General features: G+C 72.6%; 18 protein-coding genes and 3 pseudogenes. 8 read left to right on the top strand and 13 right to left on the bottom strand.

What is annotated here, in order from left to right; genetic code table 11:
• Window positions 1-74: 74 nt before the first annotated feature.
• Window positions 75-908: a helix-turn-helix domain-containing protein gene (locus tag AB0903_RS12415; RefSeq protein ID WP_366701779.1), complete on the top strand. Its 834-nt coding sequence runs from the start codon at window positions 75-77 to the stop codon at window positions 906-908.
• A gap of 126 nt (window positions 909-1034) precedes the next feature.
• On the opposite strand, the gene AB0903_RS12410 is transcribed toward AB0903_RS12415, so the two are convergent.
• Both AB0903_RS12410 and AB0903_RS12405 read right to left on the bottom strand, forming a co-directional pair.
• Complete coding sequence (locus tag AB0903_RS12410) at window positions 1035-1466, bottom strand: VOC family protein (protein WP_366701777.1); 432 nt, start codon at window positions 1464-1466, stop codon at window positions 1035-1037.
• Window positions 1467-1479: 13 nt separating this feature from the next.
• Window positions 1480-2010 (bottom strand): pyridoxamine 5'-phosphate oxidase family protein, encoded by a 531-nt coding sequence (locus AB0903_RS12405; protein ID WP_366701775.1) that lies wholly within the window; start codon window positions 2008-2010, stop codon window positions 1480-1482.
• A gap of 246 nt (window positions 2011-2256) precedes the next feature.
• On the opposite strand from AB0903_RS12405, the gene AB0903_RS12400 reads away from it, so the two are divergent.
• On the top strand, window positions 2257-5244 hold the full coding sequence (locus AB0903_RS12400) for a bifunctional [glutamine synthetase] adenylyltransferase/[glutamine synthetase]-adenylyl-L-tyrosine phosphorylase (RefSeq protein WP_366701773.1): 2988 nt from the start codon (window positions 2257-2259) through the stop codon (window positions 5242-5244).
• 370 nt (window positions 5245-5614) lie between these two features.
• On the opposite strand, the gene AB0903_RS12395 is transcribed toward AB0903_RS12400, so the two are convergent.
• The 3 genes and pseudogenes from AB0903_RS12395 to AB0903_RS12385 form a co-directional block, all read right to left on the bottom strand.
• Window positions 5615-6511 carry a phosphatase PAP2 family protein gene (locus AB0903_RS12395; RefSeq protein ID WP_366701771.1) on the bottom strand — a complete coding sequence of 299 codons (897 nt, stop codon included), beginning with the start codon at window positions 6509-6511 and terminating at the stop codon, window positions 5615-5617.
• A 163-nt stretch (window positions 6512-6674) separates the two neighbouring features.
• The gene (locus AB0903_RS12390; protein WP_366701769.1) at window positions 6675-7754 is read right to left on the bottom strand and encodes a LacI family DNA-binding transcriptional regulator; all 1080 of its coding nucleotides are present in this window, start codon (window positions 7752-7754) and stop codon (window positions 6675-6677) included.
• A gap of 17 nt (window positions 7755-7771) precedes the next feature.
• Window positions 7772-7990, bottom strand: a pseudogene (locus AB0903_RS12385) (N-acetyltransferase); the annotation flags it as partial.
• A 127-nt stretch (window positions 7991-8117) separates the two neighbouring features.
• Here AB0903_RS12385 and AB0903_RS12380 point away from each other — a divergent pair.
• Entirely contained in the window at window positions 8118-8285 is a 168-nt protein-coding gene (locus AB0903_RS12380) for a hypothetical protein (protein WP_366701767.1), read from the top strand.
• Here AB0903_RS12380 and AB0903_RS12375 read toward each other — a convergent pair.
• A complete protein-coding gene (locus AB0903_RS12375) occupies window positions 8270-8992 on the bottom strand; it encodes a TetR/AcrR family transcriptional regulator (protein WP_366701765.1) in 723 nt (240 codons plus the stop codon). The genes AB0903_RS12380 and AB0903_RS12375 overlap by 16 nt on opposite strands.
• Window positions 8993-9073: 81 nt before the next feature.
• Entirely contained in the window at window positions 9074-9208 is a 135-nt protein-coding gene (locus tag AB0903_RS12370) for a hypothetical protein (protein WP_366701763.1), read from the bottom strand.
• Window positions 9209-9610: 402 nt separating this feature from the next.
• Between AB0903_RS12370 and AB0903_RS12365 the strand changes: the two genes are divergently transcribed.
• Together AB0903_RS12365 and AB0903_RS12360 are read left to right on the top strand one after the other, a co-directional pair.
• Window positions 9611-10126 carry a hypothetical protein gene (locus AB0903_RS12365; protein WP_366701761.1) on the top strand — a complete coding sequence of 172 codons (516 nt, stop codon included), beginning with the start codon at window positions 9611-9613 and terminating at the stop codon, window positions 10124-10126.
• A gap of 44 nt (window positions 10127-10170) precedes the next feature.
• A complete protein-coding gene (locus AB0903_RS12360) occupies window positions 10171-12300 on the top strand; it encodes an FG-GAP-like repeat-containing protein (RefSeq protein ID WP_366701759.1) in 2130 nt (709 codons plus the stop codon).
• 81 nt (window positions 12301-12381) lie between these two features.
• Here AB0903_RS12360 and AB0903_RS12355 read toward each other — a convergent pair whose 3' ends face one another.
• Both AB0903_RS12355 and AB0903_RS12350 read right to left on the bottom strand, forming a co-directional pair.
• Window positions 12382-14310, bottom strand: coding sequence for a hypothetical protein (locus AB0903_RS12355; protein WP_366701984.1), 1929 nt, complete (start codon window positions 14308-14310; stop codon window positions 12382-12384).
• Between the two features lie 205 nt (window positions 14311-14515).
• Complete coding sequence (locus AB0903_RS12350) at window positions 14516-15316, bottom strand: tyrosine-protein phosphatase (RefSeq protein WP_366701757.1); 801 nt, start codon at window positions 15314-15316, stop codon at window positions 14516-14518.
• A gap of 198 nt (window positions 15317-15514) precedes the next feature.
• Here AB0903_RS12350 and AB0903_RS12345 point away from each other — a divergent pair, with 198 nt between their 5' ends.
• Window positions 15515-16051: a hypothetical protein gene (locus AB0903_RS12345; RefSeq protein WP_366701982.1), complete on the top strand. Its 537-nt coding sequence runs from the start codon at window positions 15515-15517 to the stop codon at window positions 16049-16051.
• A gap of 228 nt (window positions 16052-16279) precedes the next feature.
• Here AB0903_RS12345 and AB0903_RS12340 read toward each other — a convergent pair whose 3' ends face one another.
• The 4 genes and pseudogenes from AB0903_RS12340 to AB0903_RS12325 form a co-directional block, all read right to left on the bottom strand.
• Entirely contained in the window at window positions 16280-17845 is a 1566-nt protein-coding gene (locus AB0903_RS12340) for a DUF1996 domain-containing protein (RefSeq protein ID WP_366701755.1), read from the bottom strand.
• A 164-nt stretch (window positions 17846-18009) separates the two neighbouring features.
• A pseudogene (locus AB0903_RS12335) lies at window positions 18010-18243 on the bottom strand (DNA-binding response regulator); the annotation flags it as partial.
• Window positions 18231-18907: pseudogene (locus tag AB0903_RS12330) on the bottom strand (sensor domain-containing protein); the annotation flags it as partial. The pseudogenes AB0903_RS12335 and AB0903_RS12330, both read right to left, overlap by 13 nt.
• Window positions 18908-19019: 112 nt before the next feature.
• On the bottom strand, window positions 19020-20012 hold the full coding sequence (locus AB0903_RS12325; protein WP_366701753.1) for an NAD-dependent epimerase/dehydratase family protein: 993 nt from the start codon (window positions 20010-20012) through the stop codon (window positions 19020-19022).
• A gap of 117 nt (window positions 20013-20129) precedes the next feature.
• Between AB0903_RS12325 and AB0903_RS12320 the strand changes: the two genes are divergently transcribed.
• Together AB0903_RS12320 and AB0903_RS12315 are read left to right on the top strand one after the other, a co-directional pair.
• The gene (locus tag AB0903_RS12320; protein ID WP_366701752.1) at window positions 20130-20723 is read left to right on the top strand and encodes a hypothetical protein; all 594 of its coding nucleotides are present in this window, start codon (window positions 20130-20132) and stop codon (window positions 20721-20723) included.
• Between the two features lie 48 nt (window positions 20724-20771).
• On the top strand, window positions 20772-22205 hold the full coding sequence (locus AB0903_RS12315) for a PepSY domain-containing protein (RefSeq protein WP_366701751.1): 1434 nt from the start codon (window positions 20772-20774) through the stop codon (window positions 22203-22205).
• The last annotated feature ends 127 nt before the right edge of the window (window positions 22206-22332 follow it).

Genomic DNA, 22332 nt, shown 5'->3' with positions numbered 1-22332 from the left:
GGCAAACGGCCCCCGGCCGGGACGGGCATCCCGATCGAGGGCCTCGCCACCCAAGGAAGATCAGAGGCTTCCCGATGGCTGATCCGCAGCTTAACGCGCTGCCGCGCGCGCTGTCCCTCGTTCCCACCTCCGGTGTGCAGCACGTCAACATCCGGCACCCGGAGCGCTTCACCGTGGTCGGAAACCACCTCGCACAGCACGAAGGGCTGTCCTTGACGGCCATCGGTCTGGCCACGCATGTGCAGTCGCTGAAAGCCGGTTCGATCATCTCGATCCGGGAGCTCGCCAAGCGCTTCCCGGAGAGCGAGAAGCGCGTCGCTGACGCGTTCCGCGAGCTGGAGGCGACGGGCTACATCGCCCGCGTCCGGCTGCGGCTGCCGTCCGGCAAGATGGTGACCGTCACGGTGTCGTACAACAACCCGCCCGCGATGCGGGCACAGCGGGAGACCGAGGCGCCGACCCCCGCGCCCGCGTCCGCCCCGCCCCCACCGAGGACCGCGGCGGAGCCGGAAGCTCCACAGGAGCCGCCCGCCGCGCCGGACCCGGTCGTGCACGACCTCCTGGCCGGGCTGCGCCGCCAGGACAGCCGGTTGCTGCTCTCCGAGCGTGACATCCGGCGCCTCGCACCGGGCGTGGCCAGGTGGCTGGAGCGCGGCGTCGACCCGGCCGCCGTCCAGCGCACCCTCACCTCCGCGCTGCCGCCCGGTCCGATCCACGGACCCGCCGCGCTGCTCGGGTACCGCCTCCACGCCATGCTTCCCCCACCGCTTCCCGCCGCCCCGGTCGCGGTACGGCCCGACCCGATGCAGAACTGTGACGCGTGCGACAGGGGATTCCGCGCGGCCGCGCCCGGGTGCTGCCCCGAGTGCGCGGCGGGCCTTGAGGCTTCCGTGCCGGTCGCTGCCTGAAGCGGGCGTGGGCGAAGAGCGCTCATGCGGGGGACCGCACGGCCCGAGCGACGGACGACGACCCCCGCCCGGTACGCGGCGGGGCGGGCACGCATGTTCCGTGCCCGCCCGCCGCCGTGGGTGCCGTCAGCGCTGCGACAGCGGTGACGGGGCCTCCTGGACGCACCAGCTGTTGCCGTCCGGGTCCTTGAAGAACATGAACGAGTTCCACTCCTCGCCCGTGCCCTCCTCCCAGCCCGTCGCGCCCACGTGCTGGATCGATGTCACCGGCACTCCGCGTGACATCAGCTCGGAGTGGGCCTTCGCGATGTCCGTGACGCAGAGCTGGAGGCCGTGGAGCGTGCCGGGGGACATCGTGGGCTGGTCGGGATGCGGCGGCATGCCGCTCAGCAGGGCGATGGAGCAGCGCGACCCGGGCGGGGTCAGCTGGATGATCCGCATGCCGGGGGCGACCTCGGAGTCGAGGTCGACCTTGAAGCCGCAGGCTTCTGCATAGAAGGTCTTCGAGCGGTCCATGTCCGAGACGGGGACGGGGACGACTTCCAGGGTCATTTCCACGGGTGGAGTCCTTTCATCGGGCCACGTCAGTGGTGAATCGCCAGCGGGTCTGTCCGAACAAGGCACCCTTCGCGAAACCGAAGGCCGTTCGCGGCGCGACCCGGAACACCAGCGCTTCACCTGCCTCGTGCGCGAACGCACCGTTCCTGACCTCGAACGCCCAGTCCGATCCGTACTTTTCCACATAGAGCGCCGCCAGCGCGCGCAATGCCGCTTCGTCCGTCACCCGGAGCGCCTCGCCCTCGACGATCACGTCCGTGCCTTCGTCCAGCGACGGGACGCCGGTGGTGAGGACGACCTCCCGGTTCTCCCGGAGGTTCTTCGCCTTGCGTTCATCGGGGCCGGTGCAGAAGTGCAGGGCGTCGTCGTGCCAGACGGCGATCAGCGGCGTGACGTGCGGGCGGCCGTCCGGCCGTACGGTCGTCAGCCAGAACACCTCGGCGTCGCGGAGCTGAGCGACTGCGTCCGCCCAGTGGGCCGCGGATGCCTCCGGGTCGCTGAAGCGGGGATCGAGCTCGGACAGGGGGTGCGCGGTCGGGGACATGGCGGTGGTCCTCTCGTTCTGCGTCCGACACGGATTCCGCGTCTCACACGGTCGACATATGTGTGGACCGCGCCCCGTCCGCGTACTCATCGGTCCCTGCGCGCGGACCGTCCGGCGGACCCCGGCGCGGCGCCGCGTGGTCCGCCGGGCAGCACGCCGTGGCCTGCGGCTACGCTCGGGCGCACGCGGCGGGACGCGGCGGGACGCGGCGGGACGGCGGGCACGGCAGGACGACGGGAGGCCGGGATGACGGTTCCGGGGCGCAGAAGCAGTACGTTCACCCGGTTGTTGAAGCACGGCTTCACCGACCCCTCCGCCGCGTCACGGCTCCTCGACCTGCCCGACATGGCGCCCGTGCGCGACGACCCGGTCCTCCTCGACGCCCTCGGCGCCGCCGCCGACCCCGACCTCGCCCTGCGCTCCCTGGTCCGCCTCGTCGAAGCCCAGGAGACCGGCGACAGGCGCCGGTTCCTGGACAACCTGATCACCGCGAAGCCGCTGCGCGACCGGCTGCTCGGCGTCCTCGGCGCGTCCGAGGCCCTCGGTGACCACCTCGTCCGCCACCCCCGCGACTGGCACGCACTGGCCACCTACGAGTCGGCCGACCTGCACCCGGGCATCGCCGACTTCGAACGCGGACTCGCCGACGCCACCGACGCCGTGTCCCTGCGCGTCTCCTACCGCCGCTGCCTGCTGGCCATCGCCGCACGCGACGTGTGCGGCACCACCGACGTGGCCCAGGCCGCCGCGGAACTGGCCGACCTCGCCACCGCCACCCTGCGGGCGGCCCTCGCCATCGCCGGCGCCGCCGCCCCCGAGGACGCCGCAGCCTGCCGGCTCGCCGTCGTCGCCATGGGCAAATGCGGCGGCAACGAGCTGAACTACGTGTCCGACGTCGACGTCATCTTCGTCGCCGAGCCGACGAACGGCACAGAGGAGGCCAAGGCACTCCAGGCCGCGAGCCGGCTCGCCTCCCATCTGATGCGCATCTGCTCGGAGACCACGGTCGAAGGCACCATCTGGCCCGTCGACGCCAATCTGCGGCCCGAGGGACGCAACGGGCCGCTGGTGCGCACCCTCTCCAGCCACCTCGCCTACTACCAGCGCTGGGCCAAGACCTGGGAGTTCCAGGCGCTCCTCAAGGCCCGGCCCGTCGCCGGCGACGCGGCCCTGGGCCAGGCGTACGCGGAGGCGGTCGCGCCGCTGGTCTGGCAGGCGGCGGAACGCGAGAACTTCGTCGCCGACGTGCAGAAGATGCGCCGCCGCGTCGTCGACAACATTCCGGCCGCAGAGATAGAGCGCGAACTCAAACTCGGCCCCGGCGGACTGCGTGATGTCGAGTTCGCCGTACAGCTGCTGCAACTCGTCCACGGCCGCAGCGACGCCACCCTGCACAGCGGCAGCACCCTGGAAGCGCTCCAGGCCCTCGCCGCCGGCGGTTACGTCGGCCGGGCCGACGCGGCGCAACTGGACGAGGCGTACCGCTTCCTGCGGGCCATGGAGCACCGCATCCAGCTCTACAAGCTGCGCCGCACCCACCTCGTGCCCGAGGACGAGGCCGACCTGCGCCGGCTGGCGCGCTCCCTCGGACTGCGCACCGACCCCGTCGCCACCCTGGGCCGCGAGTGGAAACGGCACGCCTCCGTGGTCCGCCGCCTGCACGAGAAGATCTTCTACCGGCCGCTGCTCGACGCCGTGGCCCAGCTCGCCACCGGCGAGACCCGGCTCAGCCCCAAGGCCGCCGGCCAGCGCCTCGAGGCCCTCGGATACGCCGATCCGGCCGGCGCGCTGCGCCACCTGGAGGCGCTGGCCTCCGGGGTCAGCCGCAAGGCCGCCATCCAGCGCACCCTGCTGCCCGTCCTGCTCGGCTGGTTCGCCGACTCGGCCGACCCCGACGCGGGCCTCCTCGGCTTCCGCAAGGTCTCCGACGCGCTCGGCAAGACGCCCTGGTACCTGCGGCTGCTGCGCGACGAGGGCGCCGCCGCGGAGAACCTGGCCCGTGTGCTGTCCGCCGGGCGGCTCGCGCCCGACCTGCTGCTGCGCGCGCCCGAGGCCGTCGCCATCCTCGGCGATCCCGGCGGACTGCGGCCGCGCGGCCGCGACCACCTCGAACAGGAGGTCCTCGCCGCCGTCGGCCGTGCCGACACCGCGGAGGCGGCGGTCGCCGCGGCCCGCGGGGTGCGGCGCCGGGAGCTCTTCCGTACCGCCGCCGCCGACCTCATCGGCTCGTACGGCACCGAGGACAACCCGGCAGAGGGGGACCCCGGTGCCCTGGTGGACCGCGTCGGCGACGCCATCACCGAACTGACGGCCGCCACCATCGCGGGCGCGGTGCGCGCCGCCGTACGCGAACAGTGGGGCGACACCCTGCCCACCCGCTTCGCCGTCATCGGCGTCGGCCGCTTCGGCGGGTACGAGCTCGGCTACGGATCCGACGCGGACGTCCTCTTCGTCCACGAGCCGCGCGAGGGCGTCGACGAACAGGAAGCGGCACGGGCCGCGAACAGCGTCGTCGCCGAGATGCGCAGGCTGCTCCAGCTGCCGACCGCCGACCCGCCGCTCCTCATCGACGCCGACCTGCGGCCCGAGGGCCGCAACGGGCCGCTGGTGCGCACACTCGCCTCGTACGAGGCGTACTACCGCCGGTGGTCCCTGACCTGGGAGAGCCAGGCACTGCTGCGGGCCAGGCCGATGGCGGGCGACGCCGTGCTCGGCGCGGCCTTCGTCGAACTGGTCGACCCGCTGCGCTACCCGAGGCAGGGGCTCGGCCACGACGCCGTGCGCGACATCCGCCGGCTCAAGGCGCGCATGGAGACCGAACGGATGCCGCGTGGCGCCGACCCGACCCTGCACACCAAGCTCGGCCGGGGCGGCCTGAGCGACGTCGAGTGGACCGTGCAACTGCTCCAGATGCGCCACGGCGCGGCCGAGCCGGGGCTGCGCACCACCCGCACCCGTGAGGCGCTGGCGGCGGCGCGCGCGGCGGACCTCCTCACCGAGGGCGACGCCCGCACCCTCGACGAGGCATGGGTCCTGGCGACTCGCGTCCGCAACGCCGTGATGCTGGTCCGCGGCCGGGCGGGCGACACGTTCCCCGCGGACGCGCGGGAACTGGCGGCCGTGGGGCGCTACCTGGGGTACGGGCCGGGGCGCGTGGGGGACATGCTGGACGACTACCGGAGGGTGACGCGGAGGGCGCGAGGGGTGATGGAGGCGGTCTTCTACGACGCGTAGCCCTGGGGCGGGCGGCGGCACGCAGTCCTCGGGCGGCGGCGCGGCGCGGGTGCGGTGGCGCCTGCGGCGGGCCGTTTCCCCTACCCTCCCCCCACGCCTGGCGGCGTGGGGGGACCCCCACTTCCCGAACCGGGGGCTCTGCCCCCGGACCCCTGCGCCTCAAACGCCGGCGGGGCTGAATTTCGCTGCGCGAAATCAGCCCGGCCTGGGGGCATCTCCCACGGCCGCCAGGCCGTAGGGGGAATTTGCGGACGCCGCGCGAAGCGCGGTACGGGTCCGGGCGAAGCCCGGTTCGGGAAGGGGGGTCCTCCACGCCGCCAGGCGTAGGGGGGAAGGTAGGGGACAAGCCCGCCGCAGGCGACGTGCGGCGTCAGCCGCGGGCGGTGGGGAGGAAGCGGCGCAGGCCGCCGCCCGGGTCCCGGGGAGACGCGACCACGAGCTGCGGCAGCTGATGCGGCAGCGCCCGGTACCAGGCGTACGAGACGCCGAAGCCGAACGCCAGGCAGACCACGCCGCCCACCGCGTCCAGCCAGAAGTGGTTGGCCGTGGCGACGATCACGACCAGCGTCAGGGTCGGGTACAACAGGCCGAGGATCTTCGCCCACGGCGCCGCCGCCAGCGCGAAGATGATCAGCCCGCACCACACCGACCAGCCGATGTGCATGGACGGCATCGCCGCGTACTGGTTGGACATGTTCTTGAGGTCGCCGGAGGCCATCGAGCCCCAGGTGTCGTGGACCAGGACGGTGTCGATGAAGTTCTGGCCGTTCATCAACCGGGGCGGTGCGAGCGGGTACAGGTAGTAACCGACCAGAGCCACACCGGTCGTGGCGAAAAGGACAAGCCGGGCGGCCGCGTAACGGCCCGGATGCACACGGTAGAGCCAGACCAGCACACCGATGGTGACGACGAAGTGCAGGGTGGCGTAGTAGTAATTCATCGACACGACGAGCCATGTCACCGAGTTCACGGCGTGGTTGATGGATTGCTCCACCGCTATGCCGAGGGTCTGCTCGGCCTGCCAGATCCAGTCGGCGTTGCGCAGCGCCTGGCTCTGCTGCTCGGGCACGGCGTTGCGGATCAGTGAGTACGTCCAGTAACTCACCGCGATCAGCATGATTTCGAACCAGATGCTGGGGCGGGCCGGTGTCCGTGGCAGTCGCGGCCGAAGCCGCGGACGGGCAGGTGAAGCATCGACCTCGTCCTCCACCATGGATGACGGGGTCGCCGTCCGCCCTTCAAGAGTCTTCACGGTCGCTTCACCCATGAGAGAGGAGTTTGCCAGATGAACGGCTTCCTCCGATCATCCCTCCGTCGGGTTCGTCCCGCACACTCTCCCCCTCACGGAGGAGAGGCGTCTCAGGGCGCAGGCCGGGGCTCAGGCCGGAGCGGGCTCCGGCCTGAGCGCAGGCCAGGGCCCAGGCCGGGGCTCAGGTCGTGGGCCCGACGTCGGCGTCCCGGCCCGGTCCGGAAGCCGTTGAACCGCGGACCACCAGCTCCGGCATGAAGACGAACTCGCCGTGCACGGGAGCTCTGGGCCGCTCCGGCGCGACCGCCGAGTGGCTGTCGCCCGTCTCCTCCAGCAGCGCGCGTACCGACGCCTGCCCCATCGCCTGTACCGGTTTGCGGACCGTGGTCAGCGGGGGGTCGGTGAACGCGATCAGGGGCGAGTCGTCGAATCCCACGACGGAGATGTCGTCCGGTACCTCGAGGCCCCGCCGGCGGGCGGCCCGTATCGCCCCCAGCGCCATCATGTCGCTGGCGCAGACGACGGCCGTGCAGCCGCGGTCGAGCAGTGCCGAGGCTGCGGCCTGGCCGCCTTCCAGGGTGTAGAGCGAGTGCCGGACCAGCTCGTCGGACGCCTCCGGTGCGATGCCGAGCTGCTCCTGCACGGCGAGGCGGAAACCCTCGATCTTGCGCACCACGGGCACGAACCGCCGCGGACCGAGCGCGAGGCCGATCCGGGTGTGCCCGAGCGAGACGAGGTGGGTGACCGCGAGCCGCATCGCGCCGCGGTCGTCCGCCGAGATGAACGGCGCGCGCACGCCGGGCGCGTATCCGTCGACCAGGACGAAGGGCACGCCCTTGGCGCGGAGCCGTTCGTAGCGTTCCATGTCGGCGGTGGTGTCGGCGTGCAGCCCGGAGGCGAAGATGATCCCGCCGACACCGCGGTCCACCAGCATCTCCGTCAGCTCGTCCTCCGTGGACCCGCCCGGCGTCTGGGTGGCCAGCACCGGGGTGTAGCCCTGCCGGGTCAGGGCCTGGCCGACCACCTGCGCGAGGGCCGGGAAGATCGGGTTGTCGAGCCCGGGCGTGATCAGTCCCACCAGGCCCGCGCTGCGGCGGCGCAACCGGACGGGCCGTTCGTAACCGAGGACGTCGAGGGCGGCCAGCACCGTCTGGCGGGTGGTCGCGGCGACGCCCGGCTTACCGTTGAGGACCCGGCTCACCGTCGCTTCACTCACCCCCGCCTGCGTCGCGATGTCGGCCAGGCGTGCGGGTGCGGTCACGTACCGGACTGTACCCGTCACGTCACCGACTGCCCACCGGCCCTGGCAGCGGCGGGAGTTGGGCCGGCGCCGTCCCGCCGGAGGCGCTTCTCCAGCAGCAGTACGCCGTAACTGCTGCCGTCCGCGGCCGCCTTGGCGGGCTCCTCGCCCACCACCCGGTATCCGGCGGCCTCGTAGTAGGCACGCAGCCGGGGATTGCGGCTCAGGCAGTCCAGCCGGGCCAGTTCCCGCCCGGCCGGAGCCGGGGGGCGCGTCCATGCCCTGGTCGTCCGGACGGTCGAAACACGACTGGACGCCTGCAAGACGCGGTTCCGCCGGATCGAGGACAGGGTGGTCGGCGCGGGCGGTGCGGAGGACGCCGTCGTGCACGTCGCGATCGCGCTGCTTCCGGGCCGGTCCCCCGAGCTCAAGGCCGAGCTGTCGGAGGCGGTGCTCGGCCTGCTCGCCGGTCGACCGGAGTCCGTCGGAGGCCCGATGCCGGTCCTGTCGGCCGAGGCGCGGGACCTGGAAGCGTTCTACCGGAGGCGCTGAGCGGGCACCTTCGCGACCGCCGGCACCAAGTGCGTCAGCCGGCCCACGAGATCGCCGAACGGCCCGTCCATCGGCTCGTCCGCGAGGATGCGGACGAGCAGGGCGGCCATCTCCTCGTCGTGGGCGGCGCTCACCGCGGCCAGCGCCGCGAAGTCGTGCACCAGCTGCAACTCCAGCTCGGCGCGCGGGATGCGGCGCCCGTCGAGCCAGAGCAGCGCCGTCGACTCGGCGAGCGACACCCAGGAGCGCACGACCAGTGCGAGGCGCGGCGACGGGTCGTCGATGTCCAGGTGGGCCAGGATCTGGTCGTACGCGGCCTGCCGCACCTCGTCGATCATCGCGGTGGTCGTGGAGGAGCCGACCGCGGGACCGCCCCGCATCAACGCGGAGAAGCCGGGGCCGTGTTGGTCGACGAAGTCGAAGAACCGCCCCATCACCCGCAGCAGACGCGCACCGAGCGGGCCCTCCCGCGGTTCGAGGAAGCGGGCGGCCAGCTCGTCGGCGGCCCGCCGCAACGCGGCCTCGTACAGGCTCTGTTTGCCGGGGAAGTAGTGGTAGACCAGCGGGCGCGAGATGCCCGCGGCGGCCGCGATCTCGTCGATCGAGACCTCGTCGGGGGAGCGATGGCCGAACAGCTCCAGCGCCACACCGATCAGCTGCTGTCTGCGCTCCTCGACGCCCATCCTGCGCCGTACCCGGGTCGTCATGCCGACACCTTACCCACCGTGCTCCGTACGGAGACATGAAGGCCGGGGCCGCCGTGCGGCTGCCCCGGCCTGCCGGGCGGGTCAGTGCCCGTCCCTCAGCCGGCCGGCCCGGGCTGCGGCGTTTGCTGCGACACGGGCCGAGGTGTTGGCCGCGCGGGCGGCGCCGTCGGCCTGCGCGGCCTTCGCCGCGCCGTCGTCGATGCCCCGGAGGGCCACTTCGGCGGCGGCCTTGCGCCGGCTCCTCGTCTCGAGGGACCGGCCCCTCAGTCTCCGCTGACATGGTTACGCGTCACTTGCCGGATTTCGGCGCGGCGAGCGCAATGAAAGCATTTCGGAGTACCTTCGGATTGTCCCCAGAGTTTGGCTGGATATCGATGCAACTGTTTGCGTGCAGTTGCCGTGGCTCTGTGCCTTCGAGGTGTGTCCGGAATACTGTCGGTGCCGGGTGTTAGTCTGTCGCGATCTTGAAGCACGGCTCGCGGGGGGTGTGGCGTGTATCACCATGTGTTCCTCGTGGGGGCCGAACTACTGGGCCGGTCCCGCTGATTGACGTCATATCAGGTGACGTTGGGTCAGGCGAACGTGCTGACTGCGTTCTCCCACCAAGGAGTCATTACCGTGATATCGACCGCCCGCAAGTGGCTCGTCGCAGCCACCGCCGGAACTGCACTGACCGTCGCAGGAGTTTCCGCTTTCGCTGTGACCTCCGCCGTCGCCGCCGAGGGCACCACCGGCCAGATCGCGGCCGAGGCGGACCTTCCGCCGATCGCCGTCGAGGAATTCAACTACCCCGACGCGGACAAGATCCTCTCGGAAAAGGGCATCAAGCTGCTCAAGGGCGACGGCCGCCTCCTGCTCGCCGACTGCGACCCGGCCGCCAACCAGATCCAGGTGTGGACGCGGCAGACCGCCGACGGCATGTACTGCTTCCGCGCCACGGGCGCGAGCGGCTACCTGACGCTCGAGGTCGCTGACGTGTTCGCGATCCAGACCTCGGACCGTCCGGTGAGCGCCGACCTCACCGCGGAGGGCAAGACCCAGACCGTGGACGTCCCGAAGGAAGACTTCAAGGGCGTGGGCGAGGGAGTCGGCGGAGCTCCGACGGTGCTCGTCGAGCTCCGCGTCACCGGCTGATCCGGCGCCAGGGCCCCCCACTCCCACGCAGCCAAGGAATCTCTGTGCCAAGAAGACACATACGTAGAAGTTCCACCCCCATTCTGGTGATCACCGCGGCGCTGGCCGCGGGTGCGCTGCTCGCCACGCCTGCTCAGGCGGTGGTGGGTGGTGCGGCGGCGGACGGGCAGTACGCGTTCGCCGCGAAGGTGGACGTGGGCGGCGGGAAGCGATCCTGTTCGGGCGCGTTGGTCGCGCCTCAGTGGATCGTGACCGCCGCGAGTTGTTTCGCCGCGGACCCGCAGCAGCCGGGTGCCGTCGTGGCGGGTAAGCCGTCGGAGCGGACGGTGGCGACGATCGGTCGTACGGATGTGACGGCCGGGGGTGGTCATGTCAGTGATGTGGTGGAGTTGGTGCCGCGGGCGGGGCGTGATGTCGTCATGGCGCGTCTGGCGAAGCCGGCGACCGGTGTCGCCCCTGTGGCGTTCGCGCAGACGCCGGTTGCCGCGGGTGAGACGCTGAAGGTGGTGGGCTACGGCCGTACCGCCGATCAGTGGGTGCCGGGCAGGCTGCACACGGCCGCGTTCACGGTCGGTGCGGTGGCGGGTGAGACCGTCTCCCTCAGCGGTGTGACCGCGTCGGACGCGATCTGCCTCGGTGACACGGGCGGTCCCGCCTTCCGCGAGAGCAACGGCAAAATCGAGCTCGTCGCCGTCAACAGCCGCTCCTGGCAGGGCGGATGCCTCGGCACGGACGAGACCCGCACCGGCGCCGTCTCCGCACGGGTCGACAACATCGCCATCGGATCGCGGCTGCCCGCCGGCAAGTCCATGACCGCCGGTGACACCCTGACCTCCAACTCGGCCAAGGTCTCGATGCTGGCCGACGGCAACCTGGTCGTCACCTCCAACGCGGGCAAGACCCTGTGGTCCACCGGTACCGACGGCAACCCGGGCGCCACCGCCCGCCTGGACGCGACGGGCAACCTCGTCGTCCTCGCCGCGGACGGCACCACCGTGCTGTGGGAGTCCAGGACCAGCGCCGCGGGCGGTTACGCGGAGCTCCAGGACCGCGGCAACTTCGTGGTCCGCACCGCCCGGGGCGAGTCCCGGTGGAGCAGCGGAACCGCGATCCGCCACGACTACGACGGCGACGGCCGCAGCGACATGACCGACTGGTACGACTACGCCGACGGCCACGACTCGATGCACACCTTCCGCACCGACGGCAGCGGTGCCTTCAAGGCGCCCCTGCACGCCTGGACCCGCGCGGCCGGCGGGTGGTGGGCCGAGAACATGAAGCGCACCACCGGCGACTACAACGGCGACGGCATCTCGGACGTGGCAGCCGCCTACGGCTACGCCGACGGACGCGTGACGCTGTTCACCTGGCTCGGCAAGGGCGACGGCAGCTTCGCCGAGCCCTTCGCGTCGTGGAAGGTCTCTCCGGGCAACTGGAACTTCGGGAACTTCGACATCTACAGCGGCGACTTCGACGGCGACGGCCGCGACGACGTGGCCGCCTGGTACGACTACGCCGACGGCCACGACACACTGTTCACCTTCACGTCCAAGGCCGACGGCGGCTTCAACGCCCCCGTCGCCTCGTGGGACTCCCCGGCCGGCAACTGGTGGTACAAGAACGTCCAGCCCGCCGTCGGTGACTTCAACGGCGACGGCCGCGACGACCTCGCCGCCTTCTACGGCTACGACAACGGCGACATGAAGCTGTGGACGTTCACCACCGACGCCAACGGCGGCTTCAACTCGCCGGTCAGCTCGTACTCCAGCACCACCTGGGGCAGCCGCGACCGCACCACCGTCCACGCCGGTGACTTCGACGGCGACGGCCGCGACGACCTGGCCGCCTGGTACGACTACGCCGACGGGCACGACGCGATCCACGTGTGGGCCGCCGACGCCAAGGGCACCTTCCCGAAGCGCATCGAGGCGTGGTCCACGCCGGCCGGCAACATGTGGCGCAGCAACGTCGAGGTCGTGACCGGTGACTACAACGGTGACGGCCGCGACGACTTCGGCGCGATGTACGGCTACTCGGACGGCGGCGTCAGGATGTTCACCTGGACCGCCGCGGGCGGCGGCAAGCTGAACGGCGCGACCGGCAGCTGGAGCGCCCCGACGGGCAACTGGACCTTCGACCGGGTCCACTTCATCGAGCGGTACAACCAGAACTGACCGCGAGAGCGGTCCGGCGGCGTCGTCCTGTGCGCAGGGCGGCGCCGCTGCCGTTTCCGCCCCCGGGGCGCGGCTCCCGGCTCAGCGCAGGGAGTTCACCGAAGTGCCGTCGGCCAAACGGCCGTTCAGTCGGGGCCGGGCGCCGTCCCGGGCGCGGACCGCCACCGTGCTGCCCGCCGCCCCGCCCTCCACGCCGTCGCCGAGGACGGTGACCGAGGTGAGCTGCCGGCTGCCGCCCGCCAGCACGTACCACTGGCCCGCCCGCGACTTCCACAGCACTCCCGCCAGCACCCTGGGCTCGCGCACCCCGCACGACGGGGAGTCCTCCGCCCGCGCCACCACCGTGCCCGGAGTGCCCGGACGTGCGGCGGGCGGGTGGAACTGGGCCAGGACCCTGCTACCCGAACCCTGCCAGGTCTCCGCGCGGGTGCAGACCCAGAAGGCCGTACCGTTCGCCTCCGGCAGCCGCTGCGCCGCGTACCGCCACGAGTTGACGGTGCGCACGCCGTGCGCCCGCACTCCCGGCAGCAGACAGGCCGTACGCGCCCAGGACGCGCGTGCCGCGGTGCCCGTGATCTCGGCGGGGGCGCCGGGCGGGCCGTAGGTCAGGTGCGCGGGTGTCAGCTCGCCGAGGTCCGTCACCAGCGTGGTCGTGCTGCCGTCGGCCAGCTCCAGGGCCTGCCACGACCGGCACCCCTGCCCTTGTGCGGGGCTCGGCAGCCGGTCGGTCAGGCCGCTCGCGTCCCGTCGGAGCGGACGCGGTGCACCGGCCGGGTCCAGCAGGTCCCGTACGGAGACGTCCCGCACCCAGGGGGCCGTCAGATAGCGGACGTACGCCTGCGAGCGCCGTGCCACGAGCGCGCCGGACACGGCGGCGTCCGCGCCGTCCGTGCGCGCGAAGTCGAGGGCCACGCCGTCCGGCGTGCCCCTCGTCCCGGCCGGCTCCGCGTAACGGACGACGCGCAGCCCGTCGTGCAGCACGACCACCCGCGCCCGGCCCACGTCACCCGCGAACAGCAGCTGCGGCGGCCCCGCCGGGGGACCCGCCGGCGTCCCGGGCGTCGCGCTGACCCGGACCCCGTCGCCCGGGCTCTCCCAGGCGGCCAGCGCCCGCCGCAGCAGGGGCCGGTCCTCGGTGAGCGCCCCCCGGGCCGGCCACACCGAGAAGTCCCTGCGGACCGACTCCCGCCACGCCGTCGCCGGGACCCGCACCAGCCGGTCCGGATCGAGCGCCGCCCGGGCAGCGGCGTCACGGGGATACGGCCCGCTCCTCGCGTCGCCCTCCCCGTCGCCCGGCAGCAGGAGCAGCGTCCCGCACACGGCGAGCGCCGCGGCCGCGACGACGGCGGCCCTGCCGTGCCGCCGACGGCGCAGCAGATCGGTGGGCCGCACCTGGAGCGAGCAGGCGTCGAACTCTGAGGAGCCGAGCAGTTCCGCGCCGCCCCGCACGTCGCGCACGCCGTCCGACTCCGCCAGGGCCCGGTCGGGGTCCGCAGCCCCGGCCCGCTCCAGCGCCGCACGCGCCTCGCCGTCGGACAGCCTCTCCAGAGCGCGCAGCACATACGCGGCCCTGGCCGGCCCGGACAGGGCCGACAGCCGCTGGTCCAGGGCGAGTTCACCGGCGCCGCCGGACCGCGGGAAGACCCGCACACCCCACACGTGGGGCAGCAGCGGCGGCAGTTGCGCCCGCCGGGGCCGCGCCCAGCGCCGCAGCGGCAGCGACGCCTCCAGCGCCTGACGCACCACCCGGTCCCGGACGTACGCGTAGCCGGGGTCGCGGACCTCCTCCGGGCGGCGGGCGCGGGGCACGGCGGGGGCACTCCCACCGGCCGCGGGCTCACCGCGGGGAAACGAACGCTGCACGAGCGCATGGGCGGTCAGCACACGGCGGCCTTGGCCGAGGGAGGCGGGCAGCACCAGGTAGGCGATCCGCACCAGACGCGGGTAGTGCTCGACGAGCGCCGCCTCCGCCTGCCCTACTCCGATCCTCGCTCCGATCCCCGCTCCCACTCCCGCGCTGCCCGTGTCACCGACGCCGGACACCGGCCCGAGGCGCCCCGCCGACGGGCCGGCCGCGGACGGGCCGACCGGGTCGGAGCCGGTCGGGGAAGGGCCGGGGGAGGGGTCCGGGGAGGAGACGACGTCGTGTGGGCGCACGTTCAGCAGAACGAGCGAATCGTCCTATGGTCACCCGGCGCGGCGGTGCGTCCGGGGGTCAGTCCTCCGCGACGAGGCGGTGGCGGATGCGCCCCAGCACCGCGGACGTGACACCGAGGCCCTCGCGGACGTACTTCTCCATGGAGCCGTAGCGGGCGTCGACCTCGTCCAGGGCGGCCGCCAGGTAGTCGGGCACCACACCGATGATCGACAGGGCCGTCTCCGGTTGCCCGCCCTGCAAGGTGAACCCCTCGACCAGCGGAGCGAACGCCTCCCGCACCGCCGCGTTGACCGACATGTACTCGGCCTCGACGGTCGCCGGTGTCGCACCGAGCAGGGTCAGCACGATGGTCGCCGCCCATCCCGTGCGGTCCTTCCCGGCCGTGCAGTGGAACAGCAGCGGACCCGCGTCGGGGTCCGCGACCTCGTTCAGGAACGCCCGGTACGACGAGCGCGCCGAGTCGGTCGTCACGAAGCCCCGGTAGATGTCGGCGAACATCGCCCGGCCCCGGCCGCCGCCGAGTTCCTGCTCCGCGACGGCCGGATCGGTCAGCAGCCTGCGCAGCCGGGCCGCCGCCGGCATCCGGCCGGAGGCGACCTGGTCGGCCAGGACGTCCGCGAGCAGCAGCCGCCCGCCCTCCGGGAGCCGGTCGGGGCGGGCGTCGCGTTCCGCCCGGGTGCGGAAGTCGACGACGGTACGGACGCCGAGGGCGGCGACGGCCGGGTCGGACGCGGCGTCCATCCGGTCCAGTTGCCCGGAACGGAACAGCAGACCGCTGCGCACCGACCGGCCACCGGAGAGGGGGGTGCCGCCGAGATCGCGAAGGTTCGCGACGGTGGTGGAGGGGATCGCGTTCATGAGCGGACCCTAGGCCCACCGGGCGTCGGGCGGCGGCCGCGACACCGCCCGGCACGGACCGGCGCCGGACCCCGGCTGTCCCGCACGCCTCGTGCGTTACCCGTGGTTCGGCCGCGCGGAGGGGCGCCGGAGGGGCACCATGGCCGGATGCGGACGAGTACGAACACGAGTGCCGATACGAGTACGGGCACGAGGGCAATGGCGGGTACGGGCGGGTGCACCGGCAGAAGGCGTGCGGCCGTCCGGGGACTGGCCGTTGTGGCTCTGGCCCTGACGGCGGCCTGCGGACCCGGCGGCGGCGCCGACGACGGAAAGGACGGCGCCGAGGCGCCGAGGACGGCGACCGGCAGCCTGGAGGAACTCGCACGCCAGGCCGACTGCGAGCCGAACATCCAGACGGACGCGGAAGAGCTGCGCCAGGCCAACTGCAGGACGGCCGACGGCAGGTACGTCCTCGCGACCTTCAGCACCGACCGCGGCCAGCGTGAGTGGCTCAACGAGGCCAACGACTACGGCGGCACGTATCTGGTCGGGCGCAGATGGGTCGCGGTGGGCGACGAGAAGGTCGTAGCGGCCCTCCGCGGCCGGCTCGGCGGCGAGGTGGAGACCGGGGCGCAGCACGGCTCGGGCGGCGAGGAGGGCGGCCACGACGGTCATGACGGTGGCGGTGAGGAGCAGGAGGGCCACGAGGAGCAGGAGGGCCACGAGGACCACGGGGCGCACGGCGGCAACTGACCTGACACGCGGGCACCGCCGCCCTGGTACCACCGAGTTGACGTCACCGAGTTGACGTCACCGGGCCGGCCCGGGTCTCCCGGGCCGGCCCGGGGAGAGCCGAACGCCGAACGCCGAAGCCCGAGGATCGAGGGCCGAGGGCCGTACCCACCGTCCGCAGACGGCGGGAGGCCGGGCCGCCCCGGGATTCTCCCAGGGCGGCCCGGCCTCCTCTCCTGTCTCAGTGGATCACTGGCAACGCCGGCCGTCGTTGATGCAGTCCACCATCTCGTCCATCAGGTCCTCGTCGAAGACGTTGATGAAGTCACCGTGGTCGGTGATCGGCTTGTGCAGCTGCTCGGGGAACGTGTCGACCGCGAAGACCGAGGCGTTCTGGCCGTCGAAGACCGGCGGCGGCACGTCGTACACGATCCTCTGCACCAGCTGCGGGATGGCCTGGAAGCCGTCGGGGCAGCTGCCGTTGTCCTCCGCGAAGGCCACATGGGTGCGGTGGTTCGCGCTGTCGGTGTTCTGACCGTCCCAGCAGCTCTGGAACTTGAAGCTCCGCACCACCTGGCTGCCCTGGGGACAGATCGGGTACTTGTCCGTCAGCTGCCGGTCCTCGAATCCGGTGCAGCTCCAGGAGGCGTTGGCATTCGCGTCACCGTTGGTGAACGCCTTCGCGTCACCGGTGATGATGCGCAGGAATTTCGGCATCGCGGTGACCTTGCTGCGGGGATTGCCCACGAACGTCAGCGTGACCTCCGACGGCGTCTGGATCTCACCGACGTTCTGGTCGTTGCCGCCACCGTCCTGATCGGCGTCGAACTCGTTCTGGCCGTTCTGCACCCGCAGCACGGGCCAGTAGTACGTGGACTTGTCGCCCTGGTTGTCGCAGGTGGTTTCTCCGTTCGCGAGATCGTCGTCGCCGGCGAAGGCGTCATTGGCCTGGTTGCCGACGTAGTCGTGCATGTGGTGTGCGCCGTTGCTGACACCGGGAGCGACGATGACGTTGTCGGAATTGAACTTGCCGTTCTCGTTCACGCCGCAGTCGGTGACGAAGACGCCACGTGAGGCTCCCCGGCGCTTGCGCGGCTCCTGGACGTTCGGCTCGACGGACTCGATCTCGACGAAGTCGCCGGCCGCGGGGCCGTTGCCGGCCTGACCGCCGTTGTCCTCGTTCCCGCCGTCGTTGTCGCCGTTGTCGTTGTTGCCGTCCCCGTTGTTGTCGCCGTTGTCGTTGTCGTTGTTCTGGTCACCGCCGTCCTGGCCCGGGTCCTGATCGCCGTCGTTGTTCCGGCCGTCGTTCTGGTCGTCGTCGTTGTTGTTGTTCCGGTCGTTGTCATCGCCGCGCAGCGTGCACGGTGCCGTCGCCTCCAGCCCCTGGGGGCGTTCGGCCGAACGGTCGATCAGTGCGACGATCCGCTGGATGATCACCAACCGTTCGTTCCTCAGCGGCGCCAGGATCTGGTTCTCCGCGAAGGCGCGGTCGCTCTGCACCCGCTCCTTGTTGTCGGCGAACCGCTGGTAGTACGTGGTGATCTGGTTGTCCAGGGTGGCGAGTTCGCGGTCGACGGCGAACCGCTGGTCGTCGGGTATTTCCTTGATGGAATTGACGACCTCCGGACAGTCGATGGTGGAGACCGACCGGCCCGCACTCTGGGTTCTCGGCCCGTTCCGCTCGCCGCCCCAGCCTTCATGGGCGGAAGCGTAGACATTGGCCGCGACCAGCCCACCCCCGCCCAGAAAGAGGGCAGCCGAAGCAGCGATCGCCCGGTTCGCCAGAGTTGAGCGTTTTCTCGATTTGCGTCCCATGGAACTCCAATCCCGGGGGAGGGAAGCAGCGCGTCGTTCCATACGGGCACCGCCTACGGGGCGTTCAGCGGTGCGCGGAAATCGCAGAAGTCTTCGGCGTCAAAACCGTTTGGACTCCGACGAAAAGGGGCACCTCGCCACTCAGTCGTGCACCGTCCGGCCGCCGGCAGCCCCGGCCTCGCCTGCCGCGCCGCCAGCGCGCACTGCAGGCCCTCGTCCGTGTGGGACGGCGGGAGCCGGACGTCGACGACGGCGACGCCCGGCTCCAACTCGGTGAGCGCCTTGTCGAGTTCGGGCCCGCTCTCCACGGCGGCCACAATCTCGAAGCCGAACGCCTCGAGCATCCGGACCAGGCCGTCCCGCAGCAGGAACAGGTCTTCGGCCAGGACAACTCGCAAGGGATTTCCATGGTGACCATGGTGGGACCGCCCGCGGGGCTGCTGACGGCCAGGACTCCGTCGAATGTACCGAGCCGCCGCTCGACACCGCTCAGGCCGGAGCCCGCCCCGATCACCGCCCCTCCCTTGCGGCCACGCCGAGCACCGCGGCGAGCCGGGCGGAACCCGAGTCGTGGACCCGCGGGAACGTGTACCAGTAGGTGCCGCCGTCGGCCATGACGATCGGCTCCCACAGCCCCGCCGCGAGCAGCAGCCCGAACACGCCCTCCAGGATCAGCGCCGGTGCGAGGATCGCGAGGATCGCGCCGCCGGTCATGTCCGCCGGCAGCCATCGCATGTCGCGCCAGGTCGCCGGGTCCTTCAGCATCAGAGCACAGCGCTCCACCTGCCCGGCAAGGCCCCGGCGCGGTTTCCCGGGGAACGGGCGCTACTGCACCGGGATGCGGACCCGGGACCACTGCGCCGCCAGCAGCCGCCTGCGGTTCACGTGGGCTCGCACCAGCTTCAGCAGCGGCGGGGTGGTGAACACGCCCACCCCGACGGGTATCAGGGCGAGCGACACCGCCGTCAGGGTGAAGAGCAGGACGGAGCCGATCAGCGCCGTCAGTGCCAGTGCCAGCCCTTGCGCGCCGGCCACCACCGCGCCGCGTACCTTGGCGATCATCACGGGTCCCCCTCGTCGTCCGGTCTCGATCACCAGTGTGGTGGGCACCGCCCGGCGGTCGCACTGGTGCCGGACACCGGAAGCGGGGTGTACCCGGCTACACCCTCGACGCTCACGAATCCCTGAGCAGCCGCTCCTCCACCTCCCGCGCCAACCCCGCCCGCGCCCGCTCGGACCGCCGCGGCGCCGCGCCACCCAGCGACGTGAGCCACGCCCAGGTGTCGCGGACCGTGTCCGCGACGGGACGGCACCGCAGGCCCGCCGCCAGCGCACGGTCCACGCCCACGCCGTGCAGCGCGGCATGCCCCTCCTGCGTCGGCGGCACCCAGATGGGCAGGTCCGTCCACGGCTCCACGCCTGCCGCCAGTACCGTCTCCGCCGGTGTCCACCGGAGCCGTGCCGTCGAGCCCGTCACCGCGACGCAGGTGTCGAGGAGTTCGCCCATCGTCGTGTGACCGGGCGGGCTCACCACGTTGTACGGCCCGCCGCGTCCCGTCCGTGCCGCGTCGAGCGTCCACTCGGCGAGATCGCGGACGTCGACGTATTGCAGCGGCGTCTCCCGCGGGCCCGGTGCGAGTACGTCACCGCCGCGCGCGATCCGCCCCAGCCACCACGGCAGCCGGCCGATGTTCTCCCACGGGCCGAGGATCAGCCCCGAGCGCACCAGCAGCGAGCGGGTGTCCCCGAAGGCGGCCGTCACCGCCAGTTCGCCGCCCCGCTTGGCCTCGGCGTACGGCAGGTCCCCCGCGTCGGGCGAACTCGCCACCGTGGCCGTGCTCTCGTCGTACCCGGCGGCCGGGGGCCAGACGTACACCGAGCAGCTGGAGACGTAGACGTACCGGCCGGCCCGCCCGGCGAGGAGCTGCGCCGTGTCCCGTACCGCCGACGGCGCCCCGGACCAGGTGTCGACGACGATGTCCCAGGTGCCGTCGGCGAGCGCGGCCAGGCCGCCTTGCGCGGTGCGGTCGCCGATCCGCACGGCGGCGCCGTCCGGCGCGGCGTTGTGTCCACGGTGGAAGACGGTGACGTCCCAGCCGCGGGCGAGCGCCGCCGCCGTCATCGCACGTCCCGCGAAGTGTGTACCGCCCAGAATCAGAAGCCTCATGATCACGACTCTGCCCCGCCGGACGGCGCGGAGCACAGTGCTTCTGCTGCCGGGAGAACCTCCGTACCCGGGGTCACTCTCCCGGGCCGGGCTCCGGGCTGGCAGCATGTGCGGACTATGACGGATGCCCGGTCGCCGATGCGCGCCTTGCGGGCCGCGCTCTTCGCGGCGGTGGCGGTCACCCTTGCCGCGACGGGGCACTCGTCCCTCTCCGCGCACCACATACCGGCCGCCGCGCTGGTCGCCGCGCTCGGCGCGACCGCCGTCGCGGGCTGGCTCGCGGCCGGCCGCCGGCGCGGCGCGCGGTCCATCGGAGCCGGGCTGCTCGCCGTACAAGGCGTCCTGCACATGATCTTCGCGGGCGGCGGGCAGGCCGCCGCACACCATCACGGGCCGCACCAGCCGTCCCCGGACGCCGCCGTCGGCATCGGCATGCTCGCGGTGCACCTCGCCGCCGCGGTCGGGTGCGCACTGTGGCTGGCCCACGGCGAGACCGCCTTCTTCCGTCTGGCCCGCACCGCGTTCGCCTTCACCTTCACCCCGCTGCGACTGCTGCTCGGCGTCGTACGACTGCCCGAAGCGGTCCCCGTACCCCGCCCGGTCCCGCGCCCGCGCCGCCTCCACGGCGCCTTCCTCACGCACACCGTCGTACGCCGCGGACCGCCCGCGCCGTGCGTCCCTCGCGCCACGGCCCCCGGAGCCGCTGTCTGACCTTGGGGGCCGCATTCCCCATGTCGACACCCCACTCCTAGGATCGCCATGTCCGTTGACGCCCCCGACCAGGGCACCAGGCAGAAGGCCGCCGGCACCGCCCCGGCCGGAACCACCACCGCCTCTGCTTGGAGCGCGCTGCGCCCGCTCGTGCTCCGGCTCCACTTCTACGCGGGGCTGCTGATCGCCCCGCTGCTCCTCATAGCCGCCGTCAGCGGCCTGCTGTACTCGCTGTCGTTCCAGGCGGAGAAGTTCGTCTACCGCCATGAGCTCACGGCCCCCGTCACCGGGCCCTCGCTCCCGCTGGACACCCAGGTCGACGCGGCCCGCAGGGCCGTGCCCGAGGGCACCGTCACCGCCGTGTGGCCCTCGCACGAGGACGGGGCGACCACCCGCGTCCTGATGAACGCCCCCGACGTGGCCGAGGGCAGGTCCCTCGCCGTGTTCGTCGACCCGTACACCGCCGCGATACGGGGCGAACTCACCTCGTACGGCAGCTCCGGCGCCCTCCCGCTGCGGACGTGGCTCGCCGAATTCCACCGCGATCTGCATCTCGGCGACGCCGGGCGCCACTACAGCGAACTCGCCGCCAGCTGGCTGTGGGTCGTCGCACTGGGCGGACTGCTGCTCTGGGCCGGCCGCCGACGCCGCACCAAGCGGGCCCTGCTGCTGCCCGAACGCGGCGCCGGGGGCCGCCGCGCAACCCTGTCCCGGCACGGCTCCGTCGGCCTGTGGGCCGTCACCGGCCTGGTCCTGCTCTCCGCCACCGGCCTCACCTGGTCCCGGTACGCGGGCGAGAACATCGGCGCGGTCAAGGACCAGCTCGGCGGGGCCACCCCCGCCGTCTCCGCCGCGCTGGTGCCGGGCACCGGCGGCGACGGCGGACACGAGGGCCACGGCGGCGGCCACGGAACGGCGCACCGGGGCGCGGACGTCGGCATCGACAAGGCGGTGGCCGCCGCCCGTGCCTCCGGCGTGGCCGGCAAGATCGCCGTGACCCTGCCGGCCGACGGCAACGGCTACGTCGTCAAGGAGACCGACACCCGGTACCCGGTCCACCTGGACTCGGTCGCGGTCGACCCCGCCGACGGCCGTGTCATCGACGAACTGCGTTTCGCCGACTACCCGTTGCTCGCCAAACTGACCCGCTTCGGCATCGACGGACACATGGGTGTGCTCTTCGGCCTGCCCAACCAGCTCGCGCTGGCAGCCCTCATGGTCGCTCTGGTCCTGCTCGTCGTCTGGGGCTACCGCATGTGGTGGCTGCGCAGGCCGACGAAGGAACGCAGGCTGAGCGCCGGCCGCCCGATGCCGCGCGGCGCGTGGCGGAAGGCACCCGTGACCGTGCTGCTGCCGCTCGCCGCCGCGACGGCACTGACCGGCTGGTTCATGCCGCTGCTCGGCCTCGGTCTGCTGGTCTTCCTGGCCCTCGACATCGCGATCGGAGCCCTGTCGAAGGCCCGGACAGGCTCCCCGACGTAAGGGACGTACGAGCAAGCCGAGGAGGGGGGCCCCCCCGGGGGGGCGGGGCGGCGGGGGGGCGGAGCCCACGGTGCGGCGTTCTACAGACGACGGCGGCGGGGGAGACCCGCCCGCCGCCGAGGTAGGC

It is taken from the genome of Streptomyces sp. NPDC048389 (assembly GCF_040706335.1).
GTDB lineage: Bacteria > Actinomycetota > Actinomycetes > Streptomycetales > Streptomycetaceae > Streptomyces.
The sequence above is the reverse complement of the archived record's forward strand: the minus strand, read 5'-3'. Positions and strand labels throughout refer to the sequence as shown.